General features: G+C 48.9%; 19 protein-coding genes. 10 read left to right on the top strand and 9 right to left on the bottom strand.

The features are described 5' to 3' along the window. Nucleotides 1-28: 28 nt before the first annotated feature. From dacB to pmrB, 3 genes are read left to right on the top strand one after another with little or no spacing between them, the layout of a single operon-like run. Nucleotides 29-1,462 carry a serine-type D-Ala-D-Ala carboxypeptidase gene (dacB, locus tag ACJY2G_RS05010; RefSeq protein WP_113877108.1) on the top strand — a complete coding sequence of 478 codons (1,434 nt, stop codon included), beginning with the start codon at nt 29-31 and terminating at the stop codon, nt 1,460-1,462. A 20-nt stretch (nt 1,463-1,482) separates the two neighbouring features. Continuing rightward, the gene (gene pmrA, locus ACJY2G_RS05005) at nt 1,483-2,145 is read left to right on the top strand and encodes a two-component system response regulator PmrA (protein WP_113877107.1); all 663 of its coding nucleotides are present in this window, start codon (nt 1,483-1,485) and stop codon (nt 2,143-2,145) included. Continuing rightward, on the top strand, nt 2,142-3,233 hold the full coding sequence (gene pmrB, locus ACJY2G_RS05000; protein ID WP_430320045.1) for a two-component system sensor histidine kinase PmrB: 1,092 nt from the start codon (nt 2,142-2,144) through the stop codon (nt 3,231-3,233). The genes pmrA and pmrB overlap by 4 nt, the downstream gene beginning before the upstream one ends. An 87-nt stretch (nt 3,234-3,320) precedes the next feature. Here pmrB and cgtA read toward each other — a convergent pair whose 3' ends face one another. From cgtA to rplU, 4 genes are all read right to left on the bottom strand, one after another. Then, nucleotides 3,321-4,493 (bottom strand): Obg family GTPase CgtA, encoded by a 1,173-nt coding sequence (cgtA, locus tag ACJY2G_RS04995; protein WP_120162403.1) that lies wholly within the window; start codon nt 4,491-4,493, stop codon nt 3,321-3,323. A gap of 33 nt (nt 4,494-4,526) precedes the next feature. Next, nucleotides 4,527-5,483 carry a DMT family transporter gene (locus ACJY2G_RS04990; protein WP_439291424.1) on the bottom strand — a complete coding sequence of 319 codons (957 nt, stop codon included), beginning with the start codon at nt 5,481-5,483 and terminating at the stop codon, nt 4,527-4,529. A gap of 85 nt (nt 5,484-5,568) precedes the next feature. Further along, nucleotides 5,569-5,826 carry a 50S ribosomal protein L27 gene (rpmA, locus tag ACJY2G_RS04985; RefSeq protein ID WP_013573805.1) on the bottom strand — a complete coding sequence of 86 codons (258 nt, stop codon included), beginning with the start codon at nt 5,824-5,826 and terminating at the stop codon, nt 5,569-5,571. A gap of 18 nt (nt 5,827-5,844) precedes the next feature. Further along, nucleotides 5,845-6,156, bottom strand: a complete 312-nt coding sequence (rplU, locus tag ACJY2G_RS04980) for a 50S ribosomal protein L21 (RefSeq protein WP_013573804.1) — start codon at nt 6,154-6,156, stop codon at nt 5,845-5,847. A gap of 259 nt (nt 6,157-6,415) precedes the next feature. On the opposite strand from rplU, the gene ispB reads away from it, so the two are divergent. Continuing rightward, nucleotides 6,416-7,387, top strand: a complete 972-nt coding sequence (ispB, locus tag ACJY2G_RS04975) for an octaprenyl diphosphate synthase (RefSeq protein WP_112286803.1) — start codon at nt 6,416-6,418, stop codon at nt 7,385-7,387. Nucleotides 7,388-7,436: 49 nt separating this feature from the next. Here ispB and ACJY2G_RS04970 read toward each other — a convergent pair whose 3' ends face one another. Then, nucleotides 7,437-7,796, bottom strand: coding sequence for a DNA-binding protein (locus tag ACJY2G_RS04970; protein WP_112286804.1), 360 nt, complete (start codon nt 7,794-7,796; stop codon nt 7,437-7,439). Nucleotides 7,797-8,485: 689 nt separating this feature from the next. Between ACJY2G_RS04970 and ACJY2G_RS04965 the strand changes: the two genes are divergently transcribed. Beyond that, nucleotides 8,486-8,758, top strand: coding sequence for a helix-turn-helix domain-containing protein (locus ACJY2G_RS04965; RefSeq protein ID WP_120162405.1), 273 nt, complete (start codon nt 8,486-8,488; stop codon nt 8,756-8,758). 88 nt (nt 8,759-8,846) lie between these two features. On the opposite strand, the gene mdh is transcribed toward ACJY2G_RS04965, so the two are convergent. Next, on the bottom strand, nt 8,847-9,785 hold the full coding sequence (gene mdh / locus ACJY2G_RS04960) for a malate dehydrogenase (protein WP_430320047.1): 939 nt from the start codon (nt 9,783-9,785) through the stop codon (nt 8,847-8,849). 467 nt (nt 9,786-10,252) lie between these two features. On the opposite strand from mdh, the gene argR reads away from it, so the two are divergent. From argR to yhcN (ACJY2G_RS04945), 3 genes are all read left to right on the top strand, one after another. Next, the gene (argR, locus tag ACJY2G_RS04955) at nt 10,253-10,723 is read left to right on the top strand and encodes a transcriptional regulator ArgR (protein ID WP_112286807.1); all 471 of its coding nucleotides are present in this window, start codon (nt 10,253-10,255) and stop codon (nt 10,721-10,723) included. A 439-nt stretch (nt 10,724-11,162) separates the two neighbouring features. Further along, the gene (gene yhcN, locus ACJY2G_RS04950) at nt 11,163-11,426 is read left to right on the top strand and encodes a peroxide/acid stress response protein YhcN (protein WP_430320048.1); all 264 of its coding nucleotides are present in this window, start codon (nt 11,163-11,165) and stop codon (nt 11,424-11,426) included. Nucleotides 11,427-11,626: 200 nt separating this feature from the next. Beyond that, nucleotides 11,627-11,890, top strand: a complete 264-nt coding sequence (yhcN, locus tag ACJY2G_RS04945; RefSeq protein WP_112286809.1) for a peroxide/acid stress response protein YhcN — start codon at nt 11,627-11,629, stop codon at nt 11,888-11,890. A gap of 316 nt (nt 11,891-12,206) precedes the next feature. On the opposite strand, the gene mpl is transcribed toward yhcN (ACJY2G_RS04945), so the two are convergent. Then, nucleotides 12,207-13,592 carry a UDP-N-acetylmuramate:L-alanyl-gamma-D-glutamyl-meso-diaminopimelate ligase gene (mpl, locus tag ACJY2G_RS04940; RefSeq protein ID WP_439291421.1) on the bottom strand — a complete coding sequence of 462 codons (1,386 nt, stop codon included), beginning with the start codon at nt 13,590-13,592 and terminating at the stop codon, nt 12,207-12,209. 167 nt (nt 13,593-13,759) lie between these two features. On the opposite strand from mpl, the gene fbp reads away from it, so the two are divergent. After that, nucleotides 13,760-14,764 (top strand): class 1 fructose-bisphosphatase, encoded by a 1,005-nt coding sequence (fbp, locus tag ACJY2G_RS04935; protein WP_430320050.1) that lies wholly within the window; start codon nt 13,760-13,762, stop codon nt 14,762-14,764. Nucleotides 14,765-14,888: 124 nt separating this feature from the next. Here the strand turns inward: fbp and ACJY2G_RS04930 are convergent, their stop codons facing one another. Next, complete coding sequence (locus tag ACJY2G_RS04930) at nt 14,889-16,460, bottom strand: methyl-accepting chemotaxis protein (protein ID WP_129639333.1); 1,572 nt, start codon at nt 16,458-16,460, stop codon at nt 14,889-14,891. A 316-nt stretch (nt 16,461-16,776) separates the two neighbouring features. On the opposite strand from ACJY2G_RS04930, the gene ppa reads away from it, so the two are divergent. Further along, nucleotides 16,777-17,307, top strand: a complete 531-nt coding sequence (ppa, locus tag ACJY2G_RS04925; protein WP_013573791.1) for an inorganic diphosphatase — start codon at nt 16,777-16,779, stop codon at nt 17,305-17,307. 117 nt (nt 17,308-17,424) lie between these two features. On the opposite strand, the gene ACJY2G_RS04920 is transcribed toward ppa, so the two are convergent. After that, entirely contained in the window at nt 17,425-17,778 is a 354-nt protein-coding gene (locus ACJY2G_RS04920; protein ID WP_113877099.1) for a gamma-glutamylcyclotransferase family protein, read from the bottom strand. Between the last annotated feature and the right edge of the window lie 22 nt (nt 17,779-17,800).

The following is a 17,800-nucleotide window of genomic DNA, read 5'->3' as shown; positions in this document are numbered from 1 at the left end:
CCGTTACCCAGAGCCTTTACTCAAAATAATGCGTTTTTTACGAATTGTCAGTGGATTAGCATGCGCGTTTGTACTGAATACAAATGCGGCTCAGATCGAAAATTACACAGAATATCTGCCTGACGGCACGAATCTGGCTGTGCTGGTACAGAAAATTGGCGCGCCTGCGCCGGCTATAGACTATCACGGTACTCAAATGGCGCTACCCGCCAGTACCATGAAGATTCTGACCGCGCTGGCGGCTTTGCTGCAGCTTGGGCCTGATTTTCGTTTCACCACCACACTTGAAACACCGGGTTCCGTTTCTGATGGCGTATTAAAGGGTGATTTGGTCGCTCGTTTTTCCGGCGATCCGACATTAAAACGTCAGAATATTCGGAATATGGTCGCTGTGTTGAAAAAACAGGGCGTCAAAGAAATTACCGGCGATGTGGTTATCAACACTTCGGTTTTTGCCAGCCATGATAAAGCGCCCGGATGGCCGTGGAACGACATCACCCAATGCTTTAGCGCACCGCCGGCTGCCGCTATTGTCGACAGAAACTGTTTCTCAGTCTCACTGTACAGTGCCCCGAAACCCGACGAAAACGCGTTTATCCGCGTAGCATCTTACTATCCGGTGCATATGTTCAGCGAAGTACGCACTCTGGCAAAAGGTTCTCCGGATGCACAATATTGTGAGCTGGACGTCGTACCTGGTGAATTCAACCGCTATACCCTCACCGGCTGTCTGACCCAACGCAGCGAACCTTTGCCGCTGGCATTCGCTATTCAGGATGGCGCGAGTTATGCCGGTGCGATTTTAAAAGATGAGCTGTTGCAGGCTGATATTCAGATCGATGGCACGCTGAAGCGTCAGACTCAACCAACACCGGCGGGTACCGTTCTGGCACAAACCCAGTCGGCGCCGTTGCATGACCTGTTGCATCAGATGCTGAAGAAATCAGATAACATGATCGCCGATACGGTATTTCGTACTATTGGCCATCAGCGTTTTGGCGTGCCGGGAACGTGGCGTGCCGGTTCGGATGCTGTCCGTCAGATTTTGCGTCAGAAAGCAGGCGTGGATTTAGGTAACTCTATTCAGGTTGATGGTTCCGGTCTTTCTCGTCATGACTTGCTGTCACCGGCCACCATGATGCAGGTACTTCAATACATCGCGCAGCATGATAAAGAGTTAGACTTTATCTCAATGCTGCCATTAGCGGGTCACGACGGTACCTTGCAATATCGCGGCGGTCTGCATGAAGCAGGCGTTGACGGCAAAGTATCTGCGAAAACCGGCTCGCTGTCTGGTGTCTACAACCTTGCAGGCTTTATTACGACAGCCAGCGGACAGCGCATGGCCTTCGTCCAGTTCCTTTCAGGTTATGCGGTTCCGCCTGAAGATCAACGCACACGACGGGCTCCGCTCGTACGCTTTGAAAGCCGTCTCTACAAGGATATCTACCAAAATAATTAACCACGGAGAAGTGCCAGAAGATGAAACTACTGATCGTTGAAGATGATGAACTCTTACGGCAGGGGTTGATGCTGGCACTTACCAGTGAAAATTATGCCTGCGACTGCGCTTCAACGGCGGCCGAGGCGCACAGCCTGATTCAAACCAGCCAGTACAGTCTGGTGATCCTGGATTTAGGATTGCCAGACAAAGACGGGGCAACGTTGCTGCGCGAGTGGCGACGCCAGAATATCGCTCTCCCCGTTCTTATCCTTACCGCCCGGGATGCGTTAGAAGACCGCGTCGATGGTCTTGATGCCGGCGCTGATGATTACCTGATCAAACCTTTTGCACTGGTCGAATTACAGGCCCGCGTGAGGGCGCTTATCCGCCGTTATCAGGGACAAAGCGACAATCAAATTTCAGTGGGTAATCTGAAAATCAATTTATCCTCGCAACAGGCTTATCTCGACAACAATCCGGTGGAAGTCACTCCCAAAGAGTTCGCGATTTTGTCGCGCCTGATGATGCGTGCGGGGCAAACCGTGAACCGGGAATTACTTCAGCAGGATCTCTACACCTGGCAGGATGATCTGGGTTCCAACACGCTCGAAGTCCATGTTCATAATCTGCGTCGTAAGCTCGGTAAAGAAGTCATCCGCACCGTACGTGGCATTGGCTACCGGCTGGAAATCCTGCAATGACCAGTATGCGTCGCCGCCTGCTGGTCATGCTGGCATTGATTTTATTCGTCACTCAGCTCACCAGTGTTTTCTGGCTCTGGCATGAAAGTCAGGAACAGATTAATTTACTGGTTAATGACACGCTTTCTGCAAAAGTACGGAACGCGCATGTTGAGAGAGAAATCGCAGAGGCGATTGCTTCGCTCATTGCGCCTTCGCTGCTGATGATGAGTATTACACTGGTTCTGTCCTTCTGGGCGATCAGCTGGATTATCCGCCCGCTCAATCAGTTGCAGAAACGTCTTGAAACCCGTTCTGCTGATAACCTTTCGCCCCTGCCGCTTAACAGCGAAATCAGGGAAGTTGTTGCCGTCACCAATGCGCTGAACCAGCTATTTTCCCGTCTCTCCAGCACTATTCAGCAGGAACGATTGTTCACTGCCGATGCCGCGCATGAGCTACGCACCCCTCTTGCTGGCGTACGCTTGCACCTGGAAATCATGCAGAAAAATGGCGTAGAAGGCAGTGATACGTTGATAAGTCGTATCGACCTGCTGATGCACACCATAGAGCAATTGCTCATGCTGGCCCGCGCCGGACAAAATTTCGCGAAAGGCGAATATCAGCAAGTTGATCTGATCAGTAACGTCATGATGCCACTCGAAGAAGAGTTACGCGAAATGCTCGATGAACGCGGGCAGAAGCTGAAAATTCACTTACCGCCGCTTGCTGAAATTCAGGGAGATGCCGTGCTGCTGCGGTTGATGGTGAGGAATCTGGTCGAGAACGCCTACCGTTACAGTCCGGAAAATAGCGACATCATAATTACGATTGCGTCAAAAGATAACGGCTTCCTGATACAGATAGATGATGCGGGCCCAGGCATTGATGAGACCAAAGCCAGCGAACTGACACAGGCATTTAAACGCAGCGACCAGCGGTATGGTGGCAGCGGTCTGGGATTAAATATTGTAGTTCGAATAGCGCACCTGCATGCCGGTAGGCTGACATTGCTAAACCGCACTGGCAACACTGGCCTCAGCGCGCAATGCTGGTTACCTGATGTCGCATTACAAAGCTCTCTGACACTTTCACCAGACGCCCGCTAATACACGCTCTTATTAACACGCGATCAAAAAGAAAAAGGCTGCCAATGGCAGCCTTTCTTTCAGAGATGTGACGCTAATACACGGGAATTAACGTTCATAGATGATTTCTACGCCTTCGTCGTCATCTTCATCCCAGTCATCATCCCAGTCGTCGTCAGCTTCAGCTTCCACTTCAGCCAGTTGTTCACGGTGATAGTCATCCCACATGAACTCAACTTTCTCTGGCGCAGCTTCTTCGATTGCCATGTGCTTAGGATTTTCATTGATGAATTTCATCACGTCCCAGCACAACGCATTCACGCCTTCGCGGTTTGCGGCGGAAATCAGATAGTAATTACCTTCCCAACCCAAAGCATCGGCGATTGTTTTTGCACGTGCTTCCGCTTCTTCTTTTTCGATCAGGTCAACTTTGTTGAATACTAACCAGCGCGGCTTTTCAGCCAGCTTGGCATTGTATTGCTTCAACTCGTTGATGATGACTTTCGCATTTTCGATCGGATCAGATTCATCAATCGGTGCGATGTCGATCAGATGCAAAAGAACACGGCAACGCTCAAGGTGCTTCAGGAAGCGAATACCCAGACCGGCGCCTTCAGATGCCCCTTCAATCAGACCCGGGATATCTGCAACCACAAAGCTCTGCTCATGATCCATACGGACAACGCCCAGGCTCGGAACCAGCGTGGTAAACGGATAATCAGCAACTTTAGGTTTCGCCGCAGACACTGAACGGATAAATGTAGATTTACCCGCATTTGGCAGACCCAGCATACCAACATCAGCCAGAAGCATCAGTTCGAGTGCGATATCGCGCTCTTCACCTTTGGTGCCCATGGTTTTCTGACGCGGTGAACGGTTCACGGAAGATTTAAAGCGGGTGTTACCCAGCCCGTGGAAACCACCTTTCGCGACCATATTAACCTGACCATTTTGGGTCATGTCGGCCAGGACTTCACCCGTGCTTTGGTCGAGAACGCGCGTTCCGACAGGCACTTTAATGGTGATATCTTTACCGCGCTTACCGGTACAGTCGCTGCTCTGACCGTTAGTACCGCGCTCAGCACGATAAGATTTCACAAAGCGGAAATCGATCAGCGTATTGAGGTTCTCATCAGCAACCAGGTAAACATCGCCGCCATCACCACCGTCGCCGCCGTCAGGGCCGCCACGTGGAATGTATTTTTCGCGGCGGAAGCTGACGCACCCGTTACCGCCATCACCGGCCACAACCAGAATCGTGGCTTCATCAACAAACTTCATTTGTACCGTCTCCGTAAATCATTCGCCGGGCAGCTAAAGTTTAGCTACCAGGTTTTGCTCTGTCCGACGTGGCCACCAACGATGGCCAATTGCGGAAAACATTGCACCCGCCACCACCACAAATGCCCCAAGATAACCAATGAAATTAAGCACTGGTGCAGCAAAAAAGTCAGGCCAGGCAAGTGCCAATAAATCTGAAAATAGCAGGGTAAACAGCGGGGTCAGTGTCACAAGAGCACTGACCTGAGCAGCCTGCCATCTCGCCATCGCTTCCGCTAAGGCGCCATATCCTACTAAGGTATTCGCGCCGCAAAACAACAGACAGGCAAACTGCCAGCCGCTGAGCTGTGAAAGCACCGCCGGGCTGGCCAGCGGGAGCAATGCGATAGAACATAAAGTGTACAGCAAAAACAGGGTTTGCGGTGAAGCCAGTTGACGCAACAATACCTTTTGCGCCACGCCGTATATCACCCAAACCGTTGCTGCCCCGACGCCAAAAATCACACCCAGGGTGTAATCCGTCAGACGGGTAAAAATCTCAATCAGGCTGGTATTAAAAAATAATATTAGCCCGAAGATTAACATACTGGCACCAATGACCTGCGTAACACGCATCCTTTCTTTCAGGATGATCACGCTTGCCACCATCATACCGACAGGAGAAAGCTGACCGATTACCTGCGAGGCCGTCGGGCTGAGAAATTGCAGGGAAGAACTAAAAAGAACAAAGTTCCCCAGCAATCCGCAGGTGGCAATCAGGACTAAAACCAGCCAGCGTGGCCGGCTAAAAATCGCTTTCGACGGCAATCTGCGTCTGGCAGCAAGAATACAACCCAACACAATGGCAGCCATCGAAAACCGATACCAGACTACCGTGAAGGGATCCATCACCACTAAAACCTGCTTCATGGCGATGGGCAAAGATCCCCAACTCATAGCAGTGATCAGCGCCAACATAATCCCAACCGGGGCCTGCGATTTCGTGTCCATATCCCGCCAGAATGGGCTAACCAGAATGTAAAAAGCCCCGCAACGAATTGCGGGGCTTACATCTATTTACTAAGACGCGAAAAACTTATTCAGCTTCGATGCTGATGTACTTACGGTTTTTCGGGCCTTTAACTTCGAACTTGACTTTACCGTCAGCCAAAGCAAACAGAGTGTGGTCCTTGCCGCAACCCACGTTGATACCAGCGTGGAATTTGGTGCCGCGCTGACGAACGATGATGCTGCCTGCCAGTACTGCTTCGCCGCCAAAGCGTTTTACGCCCAGACGTTTAGCTTCTGAATCGCGACCGTTACGTGTGGAGCCGCCAGCCTTTTTGTGTGCCATTGTTCCGCTCTCCTAATCTTAAGCGCTGATGCCGGTGATTTTAACGTCAGTGAACCACTGACGGTGGCCCTGCTGCTTACGATAGTGTTTACGACGACGAAACTTAACGATTTTGACCTTTTCGCCACGACCGTGAGCAACGACTTCAGCTTTAATTACACCGCCAGCAACTAAAGGCAGGCCGATGTTGATTTCTTCACCGTTTGCAATCATCAGAACCTGATCGAATTCGATAGCTTCGCCAGTTGCAACGTCCAGCTTCTCCAGACGAATAGTCTGGCCTTCGCTGACACGGTGTTGTTTACCACCACTTTGGAAAACCGCGTACATATAAAACTCCGCTTTCCGCGCACTCAACTTTGTATAGTCCAGAGGGCGCTATAAATATTCACAATAGGGCGCGAATTCTACGCAAAAAATCAGCATAAGACAAGAGCACAATGCCTACAAAAGAAGAAAAAAAGCGCAGTTCTTTCGATAGCATTTATCTACACTGTTTTTCAAGTACAATCCCCTTTACAGTTAGCGCCATGTGCCAATGTGAGCCAGATCTCATTGCGGTGAAGAGAACAACAGCCGAAAAAACACAATGAACCTAGAACAGATTATTGATCTTACCCAGGACGACATGGCTGCAGTCAACGCATCCATCCTTGAACAGTTGAATTCAGAGGTTTCTCTCATCAATCAACTGGGATATTACATCATCAGTGGCGGCGGCAAACGTATCCGCCCGATGATAGCAGTACTGGCAGCCAAAGCACTATCCTATGAGGGCGACAAACACGTAAAAGTCGCCGCTCTGATTGAGTTTATCCACACAGCCACGCTGTTGCATGACGACGTCGTTGATGAGTCTGATATGCGTCGAGGTAAAGCGACGGCTAATGCCGCATTTGGTAACGCAGCCAGCGTGCTTGTCGGTGATTTTATCTACACCCGGGCATTTCAAATGATGACTGATCTGGAATCGCTCCCTGTTCTTGCGCTGATGGCAAAAGCCGTGAATGTGATTGCAGAAGGTGAAGTTCAGCAATTGATCAACTGCAATGATCCCGACATCACTGAAGAAAGCTATATGCAGGTTATCTACAGCAAAACTGCGCGCCTGTTTGAAGCGGCATCTCAATCCTCTGCCATGCTGGCTGGCGGGAATGATGAGCAGATTAAAGCGTTGCAGGATTACGGCCGTTATCTCGGTACTGCATTTCAGCTGATTGACGATTTGCTCGATTATGATGCTGACGGTGAAACACTGGGCAAAAACACTGGTGATGATCTTGATGAAGGGAAACCGACGTTGCCGCTTCTGCATGCAATGAAGCACGGCAATGCTGAACAATCGGCCATGATTCGAAAAGCTATCGAAGAAGGAAACGGACGTCATTTACTGGAACCTGTTCTTGCCGCGATGCATCAATGGGGCTCACTGACGTATACCCGTCAGCGTGCTGAAGAAGAAGCCGATAAAGCCATTCAGGCACTGCAGGTTCTTCCTGAGTCTGAATATCGGGCCGCGCTCGAAGGTCTGGCTCATATGTCTGTAAAACGCGATTTCTGAACATACTCCGTCGTACCCGCAAGCAGGCGGGTACGACGGTCTTGTGCGATTAAGCCTCTCCCGGTTTGCGCAACCTGTTAAGCATTTCCGCCACACCTTCCCGCACGATAAAAGAAATCATCGTTTCCCGTTCCGGCTCCCTGAGTTGTTTATAACTTTCTATCCAAATCGCCAGAGGGTCCTGATGAGATGTATACACATATTCCGCTGAGTGTTCGTTCATGGCCAGACTCGCCACCGCACTGCCCGGTAAACTGTCGATGTGATATTCCACCGCCCGCCCCTGTACGCCTCGCCTGCGACGCTTTACCCAGCCTAATCGGCGGGCCATTCCATGCACACCCTGTGTGGATGTGGGAAGGCCTTCTTTTCCGGTCAATTCCTTTGCAGCAAACCACTCTTTTTTCATAACATTCCTTGTATTTCTTATATAAGAATAAGAAAGCTTGTTGTTATAGATTCATGACATGCAATTAATCATGATGTCCTTCCTGGCTGGTGAGCGTTTTTTTTAAAGATGGTATTAACACGTGTCATTTAGGAATACAGGTATTTAAAGAAAAGAAGATATTCAATTTTTCAGAATGCGTCTACTGCTGCTTTAAAAAGTTTCCATGAATTATATTCATCAAGAGTTGTTGAACCCAATAAAAAGGACTTTTTCAGAAAGTTATGAAAGCAATCTCTTTCAGAAACGCAATCACCACAATAAATATCATTAATAACATAACTTTACAGAAAAAATCTTTCCTGACCTGATACTAACCTCCCGCAATCAATCACTTTTCCCCTTAAAAATTTATTCATACATTACCAACACCAATGTAATTGCTAAAAATAACAACATTCCAATAACGCATCCTAATAAAATGTATTCAACAAATTCACTAAAAATCGAGACAAATCACAAAAAGCAAATTTAAATTACTTGTTTGTTTTAATGATAATAAGAATGTATTTTCGAAATAAGAGAATAGCTTATTATTCGGAAACATTGATGAGACTAACTAAAATTACAACAAGCACTCGAGGAATATATATTTTTGGCAATAGCCTCTTATAGCTTCTTATAATCTGTTTAACCCATAAGGAAAGATCATGACGGCAAATAATAAAGACTGGCACCAGGCGGATATCATTGCAGCGCTTCGTAAAAAAGGAACAACACTGGCTGCGGTTTCGCGCTCTGCAGGGCTGAGTTCCTCCACGCTTTCAAACGCATTATCAAGACCGTGGCCAAAGGGGGAATTGCTGATTGCCAGTGCGTTGGGTATTCATCCGTCGCTCATCTGGCCCAGCCGTTACTTTGATGCAAAAACATTAAAGATCATCGAACGTCGTTGCCGGCCAACTCCCGATACGCGCGTATAAAATCAAATATTCAGAAAAAAACCGCCAGATTTCTCTGGCGGCTCTTTGACTCAACGGCCTGCTTGTTGATGTCTGACTTAACGAGGACTTACTTATTAATGAACTGCTCGCCTAACTCGATATCTTTACGCAGGATATCTAACATTGAGTTCAGGGATTGCTGCTCAAATGGGCTGAGCTTGCCGATACTGATAAGCTCAGATACCCCTTCTTTACCCAGAATAACAGGCTGCGCAAAGAAACGGGCATGCTCGCCTTTTCCTTCAACATAAGCACATTCAACCACATTGCTTTCACCTTGTAAGGCCCGGACCAGAGAAAGCCCGAAGCGTGCGGCGGCTTGTCCCATAGAAAGCGTGGCGGAACCGCCACCCGCTTTAGCTTCTACAACTTCCGTACCGGCGTTCTGAATACGCTTTGTCAGCGCTTCAACTTCGCTGTCACTGAACGTGATTTCAGAAAGCTGAGATAACAGAGGAAGGATAGTCACCCCTGAGTGCCCGCCAATGACCGGCACTTCAACGTCTTCTGGCTGCTTACCTTTGAGTTCAGCAACGAAAGTGTTAGAGCGAATAGCATCTAGCGTTGTCACACCAAACAGTTTGTTTTTGTCGTATACACCTGCGTTTTTCAACACTTCAGCCGCAATCGCAACGGTCGTATTAACAGGATTGGTGATGATACCGATGCAGGCTTTCGGGCATGTACTGGCCACTTGCTGGATCAGATTGCGAACAATACCCGCATTCACGTTGAACAAATCAGACCGATCCATGCCGGGTTTACGGGCGACACCGGCAGAGATCAGGACGATGTCCGCGCCAACCAGAGCCGGCTTCGCATCTTCACCGCAAAAACCTTTGATTTTGACTGCGGTGGGGATATGACTGAGATCGACAGCGACACCCGGAGTAACCGGAGCGATATCATACAATGAGAGTTCGGAACCGGAAGGTAGCTGGGTCTTGAGCAGAAGCGCGAGGGCTTGACCGATACCGCCCGCAGCACCGAGAACTGCAACTTTCATCCTATACTCCTTTTTTATCATTAACTTATAAGTGTCGTGGAATTATTTTAGTGTGACCTTAATCACTTACGCTGTTAAAAACAATTGCTCACCTGCAGAGAAACTGAGGTTGGTCGTTTAGAAAGTAAAAAAAAACCTTTACGACGACCTTTTCCGGTCTTTTATGACTTTTTATCGGAAAGCGACATTATTAAAAGTAGCAGCACAAAACACACCAGGTTAATAAATGGTTAAATTCGCTCCAATGTTGAGAGCTGAATCGAGATCATCAGATTAAGGAAGGATTGAAGGCCTGATCTCGCTGTAATGCACAATTTTGGCATATCCATTACCTCTCCTTTTTATCCATAACGCCTGTGTTCCTTGCCGGATGCATAATTCGGGATCTGCATCTCTTCGCGCTGTTGCATAAAAATGCAATTATCTGCATAATCAACACAACTATGATACAGAGACCAGGGTGCAAAATGCGTAATCCTGCTAAACAGGAAGATTTAATCAAAGCCTTCAAAGCATTGTTGAAGGAAGAGAAATTCAGTTCTCAGGGGGAAATTGTTGCCGCACTTCAGGATGACGGTTTCGAAAATATCAATCAGTCAAAAGTCTCACGGATGCTGACCAAGTTTGGTGCTGTCAGAACCCGTAATGCGAAGATGGAAATGGTGTACTGCCTTCCTGCTGAGATTGGGGTGCCCACCACCACCAGCCCGCTGAAAAATCTGGTATTGGATATAGATCATAATGACGCGGTTGTCGTGATCCGCACCAGTCCGGGCGCGGCACAACTGATCGCGCGTTTACTTGACTCCCTGGGTAAATCAGAAGGGATCCTCGGCACGATTGCCGGCGATGACACCATCTTCACGACACCCGCCCGCGGCTTTAGCGTTAAGCAACTCCATGACGCGATACTCAGTCTGTTCGAGCAGGAACTGTAAATCCGCCTCATTTTGAACCTGCTGCAGCACCTTTTCTGTGCCAGAGGTCAGAAGAACACGCTTTCTGGCCTCCTCTTAACTACCTCCTTTCTAAATCACTGTTCCCTTTCAAGAGCACCCGCAGTCATTCCTGTTAAATCCCTTAACAAGCACCACAACCACGTCACAGAAAGATTTCAACGATGTGATTCACTGCAAAAATAAGCACAAATAGCTACATTCACCCAATTTATTGATTTTACGAAAAATTAACACAAAAAGTCTATTTTTCACGCGTTTTTTATTCTTTTTAGTTATTAAAAATACACATAGGACACACATAGAAACCTAAATAACTATTAGCAAACTATTAATATTTACAGTTATTAGATGTATACTCATTTCCGTGGTGTGAAGCACCGGATATTGAAAACATAATAAAATCGACGAGGTCAAAATCATGAAAGTTAAAACTACAATCGCAACATTAAGCATTCTATCTGCCCTGTCATTTGGCGTTTTTGCAGCACAACCTGTAACACAGAAACAGGCTTTAAATCTGCAATCAACTGGCATGATCAGCGTGAGCGGCGTTGCCGGCGCACCTTCTGATATCCGTCAGGCATTGTCAGACAAAGCCGATGCCAAAGGCGCTAAAGCATTCCGTGTTATTGAAGTTCGTGAAGAAGGTAACTACCACGCGACCGCTGAAATTTACCAATAAGTTCGGGTAAACGTAGCGAAGGGGCCTGAATGAATCGGGCCCGCGCAATGCGCATCTAGACGGATTTGTCACTGCATCATCTGCGTTCCCGTAGGCTTTACGCACTCCTGAACCCGATATCACAGTTCTGATGAATCCAGACATCAATCGACGTTGCTCTCGAAATAATCTAACAACGTCAGTGAATTCAGGAAATTATCATGAAAATCATTACTACTATTGCCGCCCTTAGCCTGTTATCTGCTGTTTCTTTTGGTGCATCCGCCGCTCAGCTGGTGACTAATCAGCAGGCAGAAAATTTACAGCCTATGGGAACAATCAGCGTCAGCGGCGTCGATGGTGTTCCGACCGATATCCGCCAGCAACTGTCTGATAAAGCCGACAGTAAAGGCGCTAAATCTTTCCGCGTGATAGAAGCCCATAACGACGGCGCTTATCATGCAACCGCAGAAATCTATCAGTAAGATCTCTGAGTAAGTCCCTGATACAAAGCCACTGTTTGAGTATTTTGAATTAGCGTTACCGGGTTTCAACAGCCACTGTTCGAAGAAATACAGCGAAAATACACTGCGCTGTTGAGGCTGGAAGGAGAGCTGACACTGCCACTGCCTTGCTCTCCGGCTAACGATACCCTCGTCGTCCTGTCCGACGACACCCTTTGGCCCTCAATTTTTGAGGGCTTTTTTTTGTCAAAATTTTTGCCTCAAAGAGTCCTGTCCGTCGGTAAAAGGCAAAAAAAAGCACAGCCGGAGCTGTGCCTGGTTCCATCAATTTACGGTTTTACAGCTCTTGCACAGCCTGCGCCTTGGCTACCAGAGCCGCCAGCAGTTTGCCGTGAATGCCGCCGAAGCCGCCGTTGCTCATCACCAGAATATGGTCGCCCGGCTGGGAAGCCTTGATCACCATATCAACCAGCGAATCGACATCTGCGCTCCAGTGCGCTGGCTGAATACAATGTTCAGCCACTTCAGCCACCTGCCATGGAATATGCTGCGGTTGTAACAGGAAGACTTCGTCAGCACGACCCAGGGACGGTGCCAGTTCATTCTTACTCATCCCCATTTTCATGGTATTAGAGCGAGGTTCGAGAACCGCAAGAATGCGCGCAGTCCCGCCAACTTTGCTGCGCAACGCAGAAAGCGTGGCCAAAATGGCTGTCGGATGGTGAGCGAAATCGTCGTACACGCTGACACCGTTTTCCACACCGCGAAGCTCCAGACGGCGGCGGGCATTGATAAATTCTCCCAGCGCTTTGCAGGCATCTTCCGGCTTAACGCCAACATGACGGGCAGCGGCGATCGCCATCAGTCCGTTATGCATGTTGTGTTCGCCGACCAGATTCCAGTTAACCTGACCGACCACTTCGCCGTGCAGATAGACTTCAAAAGTGCTGGCGTCTGGCGTCAGTTTTTTCGCATCCCATGCACAATTTTCAGCTTCACCGGCAAATTCCTGCTCACTCCAGCATCCCATCGCCATGACCTGTTTCAGTGGTGTGTCGTGCTCTGGCAAAATAATTTTGCCTTTGCCCGGCACCAGACGCACCAGATGGTGGAACTGTTTCTGAATGGCCTTGAGATCGTCGAAGATATCAGCGTGATCGAACTCGAGGTTATTGAGCACCAGTGTACGCGGGCTGTAATGAACGAACTTGGATCGTTTATCAAAGAACGCGCAGTCGTATTCGTCGGCTTCCAGCACCATAAACGGACTGTTGCCAAGACGCGCAGAGACCTCAAAATTGCCCGGCACGCCGCCAATGACACAACCCGGCTCATAGCCGCAGGCCTCGAGGATCCACGTGACCATTCCCGCCGTCGTCGTTTTGCCGTGCGTACCCGCCACCGCAATAACCCAGCGTCCCGGAAGGACGTGGTCATGCAACCATTGTGGCCCTGAAACATAAGGGATCCCCTGCTCCAGTACGGCCTCGACGCAAGGATTACCGCGCGTCATCGCGTTGCCGATAATCACCAGATCAGGGTGCGGATCGAGCTGTGCAGGATCGTAGCCCTGGATCAGGTTGATCCCCTGATTTTCCAGAAGCGTACTCATCGGTGGATAAACGTTGTCGTCCGAACCGGTGACCTGATGCCCCTGAGCACGAGCCAGCATCGCCAGCCCGCCCATAAACGTGCCGCAAATCCCAAGAATATGAATGCGCATATATTTTCCATTGATGCCTTTAAGTCAGCCGCTATTCTACCGCTCAGATTCCTCCAGAAGAAATGGATTTGCCTATGATTCGTCCATATATTTGGGCTAAACTGCCTTCGCTCTTGTGAAATTTTTATTAACGTACCGTTATCTATCCTCGATTCAGGGAAAGTGTCATGAAAACGTTAGGCGAATTTATTGTTGAAAAGCAGCAGGATTTTCCACATGCAACCGGTGAACTGACAGCGTTGCTTTCAGCGATAAAACTCGGCGCCAAAATCATTCACCGCGACATCAACAAAGCGGGTCTGGTTGATATTCTGGGCACCAGTGGTGCTGAGAATGTGCAGGGTGAAGTGCAGATGAAACTCGATCTGTACGCAAATGAAAAACTAAAAGCAGCCATGAAGGCGCGCGGTGAAATTGCCGGTATCGCATCTGAAGAAGAAGATGAAATCGTCATTTTCGAGGGCGAACGCGCTGAAAATGCAAAATACGTCATTTTGATGGATCCGCTGGATGGCTCCTCCAACATCGACGTAAACGTCTCCGTCGGCACGATCTTCTCCATTTACCGTCGTACCACCCAGCTGGGCCAGCCGGTTACTGAAGCTGATTTCCTGCAACCGGGGAATCGTCAGGTTGCCGCAGGTTACGTCGTGTATGGTTCTTCAACCATGCTGGTGTACACCACTGGTGCTGGCGTTCATGCCTTTACTTACGATCCTTCTCTCGGTGTGTTCTGCCTTTCTCACGAAAAAGTCTGTTTCCCTAAAAAGGGCAACATGTACTCGATCAACGAAGGTAATTACATCAAGTTCCCTCTTGGCGTTAAAAAATACATCAAGTATTGCCAGGAGCAGGATGAAGCCACGCAGCGTCCTTACACTTCACGTTATATCGGCTCGCTGGTCGCAGACTTCCATCGTAACCTGCTGAAAGGCGGCATTTATATTTACCCAAGCACCGCCAGTCATCCGAACGGAAAACTGCGTTTGCTGTATGAATGTAACCCGATGGCTTTCCTTGCGGAGCAGGCCGGTGGTAAAGCCAGTGACGGTAAAAATCGTATTCTGGATATCGTTCCGCAAAAACTGCATGAACGTGCGCCGTTCTTTGTCGGTAACAGTTCAATGGTCGAAGATGCAGAACGCTTTATCGCGCAGTTCCCGGATGAATAATCAAACTTGCCTCAATAAAATCATCAAAGAATGAACGTGATACCTCTGTAACTTAGTAATACTCCAGAACGTAAAAAGGTGGCTTTTCAGCCACCTTTTCTTTATTCAGCCCGACGGCCAGAAATCAGAACTGATCTGCCCGGTTCAGCTTAAATACCGCCATGCTTTCAGCCAGCAACTGCGCCTGTTCTTCCAGAGAACGCGTGGCCGCTGTCGCCTGCTCTACCAGTGCCGCATTCTGCTGCGCCACCTGATCCATTTGGGTAATCGCCACGTTCACCTGTTCGATGCCATGAGTCTGCTCGGTGGTTGCGATAGATATTTCGCGCATCAGACTGGTCACGCGCGTCACTTCGCTGGAAATTTCCAGCATCGTATCGGCGGCTGATTTCACCATATCCGAACCCTCAGAAACGCGACTTTCAGAGTCAACAATCAGCTCTTTAATTTCTTTGGCAGATTGCGCACTGCGTTGCGCCAGGCTGCGCACTTCACCGGCTACCACGGCAAAACCACGCCCCTGTTCACCCGCACGCGCCGCTTCGACCGCGGCATTCAGCGCCAGAATATTGGTCTGGAATGCGATGCCGTCAATAACAGTAATAATATCGCCAATGCGTTTCGAGCTGTCGGTAATGCCCTGCATTTTATCCATGACCTGATGCACGACTTCGCTGCCCTTACCGGCAATAACCGAAACGCTTTGCGCCAGCTGATTCGCCTGTTCGGAATTCGCGGCATTCATACGCACGGTAGATGTCAGCTGTTCCATACTTGCTGCGGTTTCCTCCAGCGATGCAGCGGATTCTTCCGTGCGCTGCGCCAGATGCACGTTACCGGCAGCCAGTTCGCGGGAACCAACATCAATCTGATTTCCGGCATCGCGCACGCGACCGACCGACTCAACCAGAGAGTCCTGCATTTGTTTCATCGCTTTCAGCAAACGCCCCATCTCATTATTGCGGGAATCATCAATCTCATGAGTCAGGTCGCCTTTGGCGATAAATTCCAGCTGAGCGATAGAGAAATTCAGCGGATGCATGATGATTTTCTGCAAGGCAAACCACGCCAGCACCGCGATCGTTAGCGCAATGACGAAAGCCGCAACGATCACCGTCAGCTGGATACGTGCATTGGCACGAGCCTGTTCGATGCGCTTGCTGGTGTTATCGACCGCATAAGCACGAAAATCTGCCAGCGCTTTGTCGTAAGCATTGCTGTAAGGCGTGATTTTATTTTCCAGCACATCATAATAACCGTCTGCGCTTTGCGCCTGAAGCGCGGCCAGAATCGGGACTAAACCGTTAGCTTTATACGCGTCGTAGGTTTTCTTCACGGCGTCGGATAAATCTCTGCCCTGCTGAGTTTCATCCTGAATGCTGACAAATTTTGCCAGATCGGTATCAGCCTGTTTGATATAACCGGCAATGCGATCGGCAGTCGTTTTGGCATCATCCATCATGCCGATTTCCAGCTGGCGTACGGCCACACCGCTGGCGACGCGCGTGCGCAGTGAGAAACTGTAGCTGTCGGCCAGTGAACCAAGTTCATCACCCTGAAGCTGATTAATCTTTTGCAGGGAAGTCGCACTCTGCCTGATAGCATTGGCACCCAGCACGCTAACCAGCAGTAAAATCAACGTCATAAATACCAGCAAACCGATCAGACCGGCTTTTACGCTCAACTTATTCAACATACGATGTTATCCAGCCATTCAGGTGAAAAGAGATACTTCCGGTGAGGTAGGGATCAGGTGATTCCTGATTTTTTGTTTGAATATTGTTATCGGCAACGGACTGAATTTCTTGATAAGAAAAGTAAAAACAGGCAGTTACACGGTAAAGCGTCGGATGAGTAAATTTTACTGCCACCGCTGAGGATTTTGACGACCTTCAGCAGCAGGTCGTGCCGGAAAAAGCGCTAAGAGGTTCTGACGAAAAGGGCGGGAAATCGCGGGAGAGTTGGCTATAATGTGCGGCACTCTATTCCTGGTTCAACGAAGGAAACCAACAATGAGCTTACTGAATGTCCCGGCGGGCAAAGAACTGCCAGAAGATATCTATGTCGTTATCGAAATCCCTGCAAACGCAGATCCAATCAAGTACGAAGTGGATAAAGATACCGGCGCGCTGTTTGTAGACCGTTTCATGTCGACTGCGATGTTCTATCCGTGCAACTACGGTTACATCAACCACACTCTGTCTCTGGATGGCGACCCGGTTGACGTTCTGGTTCCAACGCCATACCCGCTGCAACCAGGTTCTGTGATCCGCTGCCGCCCTGTCGGTATGCTGAAAATGACCGACGAAGCTGGTGAAGATGCGAAACTGGTTGCTGTTCCGCACACCAAACTGAGTAAAGAATACGATCACATCAAAGATGTGAACGACCTGCCAGAACTGCTGCGCGGCCAGATCACCCACTTCTTCGAGCAATACAAAGCGCTGGAAAAAGGCAAATGGGTAAAAGTTGACGGTTGGGCTGACGCTGCTGCAGCAAAAGCTGAAATCGTGACTTCTTTCGAACGCGCTAAAAACAAATAAGCTTTCAGCTGTTTGAATAACTGCCGTTTAAAAGAAAAAACACCGCCAGATGGCGGTGTTTTTTTATGTAGTAAACGTTGTCAGACAACGATTATTTTTTAAACGACCTTGCTCAGATCATTCACTGACCACTTCGTTACGCTTCACCCAGTCTCCACCTGCTATTCTCGGCACACCATCCAGTGAGCGAATGTAGAGGTAAATCCAGGCGCTGCCATACGGTGTCGAGATCAGCTCACGACGGTAATCCTTGGTGTTACTTTTAAGCTCATCCAACTCCGCCAGTATTGACGAGGTAATGCGGTAAACTTCGCAATAGACTTTGCCTTCCCCTGGTATAACAGCAGGATAGTGGCCCAGATTATACAGGGCATACCCTTCCAGCTCATGGTCACCCAACCATTGAGCATTCGTCATCCAATGACTGTTGCCTTGCTTGCGTCGCAGACTACCGTAAACAATTATTCGCATGTTTATATTCGTATAGTAAAAG

It is taken from the genome of Rahnella sp. ATs2 (assembly GCF_051851855.1).
GTDB lineage: Bacteria > Pseudomonadota > Gammaproteobacteria > Enterobacterales > Enterobacteriaceae > Rahnella > Rahnella variigena.
The sequence above is the reverse complement of the archived record's forward strand: the minus strand, read 5'-3'. Positions and strand labels throughout refer to the sequence as shown.